Annotated in this window: 4 protein-coding genes; all 4 read left to right on the forward strand. The window is 69.3% G+C overall.

The features are described from left to right. Window positions 1-1,712 (forward strand): hypothetical protein (locus OXU43_06970; GenBank protein ID MDD9824895.1); only part of this gene is annotated, 1,712 nt, incomplete at its 5' end. Between the two features lie 305 nt (window positions 1,713-2,017). Next, entirely contained in the window at window positions 2,018-2,980 is a 963-nt protein-coding gene (gene trxB, locus OXU43_06975; protein ID MDD9824896.1) for a thioredoxin-disulfide reductase, read from the forward strand. A 6-nt stretch (window positions 2,981-2,986) separates the two neighbouring features. After that, window positions 2,987-3,925, forward strand: a complete 939-nt coding sequence (locus tag OXU43_06980) for an alpha/beta hydrolase (protein MDD9824897.1) — start codon at window positions 2,987-2,989, stop codon at window positions 3,923-3,925. Between the two features lie 176 nt (window positions 3,926-4,101). After that, the gene (locus tag OXU43_06985) at window positions 4,102-4,347 is read left to right on the forward strand and encodes a DUF1244 domain-containing protein (protein MDD9824898.1); all 246 of its coding nucleotides are present in this window, start codon (window positions 4,102-4,104) and stop codon (window positions 4,345-4,347) included. Window positions 4,348-4,489 lie beyond the last annotated feature (142 nt).

Below are 4,489 nucleotides of genomic sequence, written 5' to 3' on the forward strand. Positions count from 1 at the left end.
CGTCCGTGCTGGCGGTGACGATCGCGGAGACGCCGGAAGACGCGCCGGGACCGCGTACGGAGCGTCTGGAACAAACGGTTGCGGCGCTGAACGCGACGACCATGGCGCTGGCGACCCGGACGATCGGGCGCCGCTTCGATCCGGGTGCCGAGCTGTCCGCGCCGGGGCTGACGCTGCACGTGAACGGGCGGCAGATCTTTAGTTCCGGCGCGGCCGGGGCCGCGGCGTCCGGCGCCGAGGGGATCGGCCTGGCGTCCGCGGAGGCGCGCACCCTGCAAGAGGAGTTGAACACGACCCCGGCCGCTTCGGGGCAGGCGGGCGTCTCCGTCGCCGCCGCCGCCGGCAGCGCATTGGCCGGCGGCGCGCTGCCGGGGAACGCGGGCGACGGCGCGGCGCGCGACGATGCGGCCTGGGACGACCCCTATGCGGGCGCGACGACGGGCGATCTTCGCAGCCTGTCTCAAATCCTGGGCAGTTCGAATTTCTCGGTCACCAGCAACGACGGCGACGGGCGCCTGCTGGCCCTGTGGGGCAGCGCGACTCACACTCGCCTGGACGGGCAGCCGGAAGAGGCAGGCCGCGTACTGTCCTACGCCGGCGACAGCCAGGCGTACTACATGGGCGCGGAGCGGCGCTACGACGGTCGTCTGGCAGGGGCGGCGCTGGGCTACGTCACCGGCGATGTGGAGGTGAAGGATCCGATGGCGCCGGGGGGCCGCACTACCGTCAAGAATAATATGCTGATGGTCCATCCCTACATATCCTGGCGCCGTTCGGACGCGCTGAGCATGTGGTTGCTGGGCGGCCTGGGCACGGGCGATGTGAGGCTCGCGGAGCGTGACGCGGGCGGCGCCATGGCGCACAATACCAGCGCGGCCAGTCTGTTGATGGCGGCGGGCGGCCTGAGTTGGCTTGCCCCGTCGTTGAGCGTAGTGGAGAAGCGGTTGCGGCTGTCGGCGTCGGTTTTTCGCGGCGAGGTGGACGGGGGCGCCTTGAGCGGCGGCAGGACATACGGCGATGTGGAGACGGAGGCGTCGCAGTTGCGCGGCGAGATCGAGCTGGCGCGTCCGTTCTCTTTCGAGTCCGGGATGCTTGGGCGGCCCTTCCTGACGGCGGGCATGGCTTACGACTTCGGCGACACGGATCGCGACGCGGCGACGGGCGAGTTCAGCGCCGGCTTCGATCTGGGCTGGCCGGAGCTGGGCCTGGAGACGCAACTGGAGGGACAGTTGCGGATCACGAATGAGGATCAGAGCCGGCGCAGTTACCGGGAGTACTCGATAACGGGCTTCGTGCGCTACGACCGCAGCGGCGATGGGCGCGGGTTGCAGTTTGCGTTGCAGCCCAGCCTGGGCCTGGCGCGGGCGCCCGGCGCCCTGAACGGTTCGGCCCTGAACGGTTCATTGGCCGGCGGCGCGGCGGGCGGCGTCGGAGCAAGCGCGCTGGGCGCCGCCTCCGGCGGGGGCGCGATGGCGCTGGGGCTGAGCAGCGAAATGTCTTACGGCATCGGCGCGGCGCACTTGTGGAACGCGCCGGGTCTGTTTACGCTCTACGGCAACAGCGGCCTGTCGCAGGGGGCGCTCAATTACGGCAGCGGTCTGCGTTTCGAGGCGCAGCGCTTCAGCCTGGACGCCGGCGCTACCAGGCAGGGGGCCGCGAGCGGCGGGGCCTCCGACTACGAGTTCTTGTTGGAGGGCGTCTTGCGCTTCTAACCGTGCCTCGCGCTGGCGCTTTGCGCTAGCGCCTTGTTCCGCGGTACTCCTGTCCTACGGGGGCCAATGGGGCCAAGAGGGCGGCCCGCCCCCCGCCCGTTTTTCTCCACAGCCGCTTCGGGGCCGAAGCGGAGGCATGTATTCCCGTGTTGCGGCGCCGTTCGCGCGGCCTGCTCGCAGGGGCGCCTGCGAGCGTCTCACGGCAGCCGACGGCACGGGCGGCCGTCGGCTGCCGCGGTTATTTGCCGCGCCGCCGCCGATTCGGTTACGATGCGGCATTGGGAATTGCAGGTGGCTGTAAGGCGATGAACACAAAAGGGGAGCGTCATGCCCGCCTGCTGATACTCGGTTCCGGACCTGCCGGCTACACGGCGGCGTTATACGCCGCCCGGGCTGGCCTGTCGCCGCTGCTGGTTGCCGGCGCCGAACCGGGCGGCCAGTTGGTTACCACTACGGAGGTAGAGAACTGGCCCGGCGACCCCGGCAATCTGCAAGGCCCCGATTTGATGGAACGGATGTTGCGCCACGTGCGGCGCTTCGGGGTGGAGATCGTCTCCGATCACATACGGGAGGCCGATTTTTCCCGCCGTCCCTTCCGCCTGCTCGGGGAGGAGAGTTCTTACCTTTGCGACGCGCTGGTGGTCGCCACCGGCGCCTCCGCCCGCTACCTGGGCCTGCCTTCGGAAAGCGCTTACCGGGGGCGCGGCGTCTCCGCCTGCGCGACCTGTGACGGGTTTTTCTACAAGGGCAAGGAGGTGGCGGTGGTCGGGGGCGGGAATACCGCCGTGGAGGAGGCTTTGTACCTTGCCGGCATTGCCTCCGGCGTGACGCTGATCCACCGCCGGGCGCGCCTGCGGGCGGACGCGATCCTGGCCGAGCGGCTGTTGCGCCGCGCCGAGCAGGGAGGACTGCGCATTCTCTGGGACCATGTGCTCGCCGAGGTGCTGGGCGACGCCGAGGGGGTTACCGGCGCCCGGGTGCGCCACGCGCATACCGGCGCGGAGCGCGAACTGGCCGTCCATGGCGTCTTTATCGCCATCGGCCATACCCCCAATACGGCGCCTTTCGAGGGACAGCTGGAAATGCAGGGGGGTTACATCCGGGTGCGCGGCGGGGTGGACGGAATGGCGACCGCAACCAGTGTGCCGGGGGTGTTCGCCGCCGGGGACGCGGCCGACCGGACGTACCGGCAGGCCGTGACCGCTGCCGGGACCGGTTGCATGGCGGCGCTGGACGCCAGGGATTGGCTGGAGCGGCAGGAGGAGTGAACAGGGATGCCGATGCCCGCCCTGCGCCGTTGCTTGCTTAACGTCGTTACACTCCTGTGCCTGTTCCTGGCGACCGTCTGGGTCTCCCTGTCGGCGCTGTTGTACTTTTTCCAACCGCACTATGTGTATAAGCCCAGCCGCGCCATGCAGCCGGTTACGCCGGCGCAGTACAACCTGCCCTACGAGGAGGTCGCCCTGGAGACCGACGACCGGGTGCGCTTGCACGGCTGGTTTCTGCCCGCGCCCGCCCGCAGCGGCGCGGTGCTGTACTTTCACGGCAACGGCGGCAACATCTCTTATGACTTGTTGTCCCTGTGGCGCTTTCGCCAGCTGGGGCTGGCGGTACTGGGCGTGGACTACCGGGGCTACGGTTTGAGCGAAGGCAGTCCGAACGAGGAGGGCACTTACCGGGATGCGCGCGCGGCCTGGCGGCACCTGGTGGAGGAGCGCGGCTTTGCGCCGGGCGAGATCGTCGTCGTGGGCCGTTCGCTGGGCGGGGCGGTCGCCGCCCGGCTGGCTTCGGAGCAGGCGCCCGCCGCCCTGGTGTTGGAATCGGCTTTCACCTCCATTGAGGACATGGGGCGCAATCTCTATCCCTACCTGCTGGTTTCGCTGCTTACCCGCATCTACTATCCCACCATAGATTACGTGGCCCTGGTGCGCGCGCCGCTGCTCGTCGTCCACGGCCCGCAGGATGATTTGGTTCCCTATTCCCACGCCCAGCGGCTCTATGCCCGGGCCCTGGCCGCCTGGGAGGAGGCGGAGCGGAGCGGGACCGCCGCCCCCCTGCCGCCCATGCTGTTGCCCATTCCCGGCGGCCACAACGATGCCTACGGGCCGGATGCCGTGGCGTATGAGCGAGGGCTGGCGGGTTTTTTGCAGCAGGCGCTGGCCCGCCAGATGGCGCTGGACGATGCGCCGCGCGCGGGCGAGGCGGCGCCGTGACCGCCCCCGCGGCCCCATACAGGCCCCATACAGGCCCTTGCGCGCGCCGCCGCTTTTTCGGCAAGATTTGCCGGTACGCCTTTCGGCGGGGGAAGAGGCCGGAAAGGCAGGCAGTGGAGATGGAGGAACCGTAGATGCAAGACGCGAGAGAAGGGCAGGATGCGGCAGCTCGGGCCATGGACGCGGATATCCGCACCCAGGTCGAGGCGGAAGTGTTTCGCCGCCTGGTGCGACACCTGCGGGAGCATACCGAGGTGCAAAATCTCGATTTGATGAACTTGGCCGGCTTTTGCCGCAATTGCCTGTCCAAGTGGTACCGCGCCGCCGCCGAGGAGCGGGGCGTGGCGATGGATTACGAGCAGGCCCGGGAGCGGGTCTATGGCATGAGCTACGAGCAGTGGAAGCGGGATTACCAGAAGTAGGGCAGTCTCGTTGCCGGGCGCCGGCTGCGGGGGATGCGGCTCTTGCGGTTCCCCTGGGCGGCGGGGCGATGGAGGCGCTTGCGATGTTCCCCCCACCGGCGCGACTTCGGGCTGGCGCCCTCGTCTTGCCGACTCCCCCTCA

This window comes from Gammaproteobacteria bacterium, assembly GCA_028817255.1.
Lineage (GTDB): Bacteria > Pseudomonadota > Gammaproteobacteria > Porifericomitales > Porifericomitaceae > Porifericomes > Porifericomes azotivorans.

What these genes read in the sequence shown, in the direction of transcription:
- trxB (MDD9824896.1), top strand. Translation starts at nt 2,018, where the DNA reads ATGAACACAAAAGGGGAGCGTCATGCCCGCCTGCTGATACTCGGTTCC.
- OXU43_06980 (MDD9824897.1), top strand. Translation starts at nt 2,987, where the DNA reads ATGCCGATGCCCGCCCTGCGCCGTTGCTTGCTTAACGTCGTTACACTC.
- OXU43_06985 (MDD9824898.1), top strand. Translation starts at nt 4,102, where the DNA reads ATGGACGCGGATATCCGCACCCAGGTCGAGGCGGAAGTGTTTCGCCGC.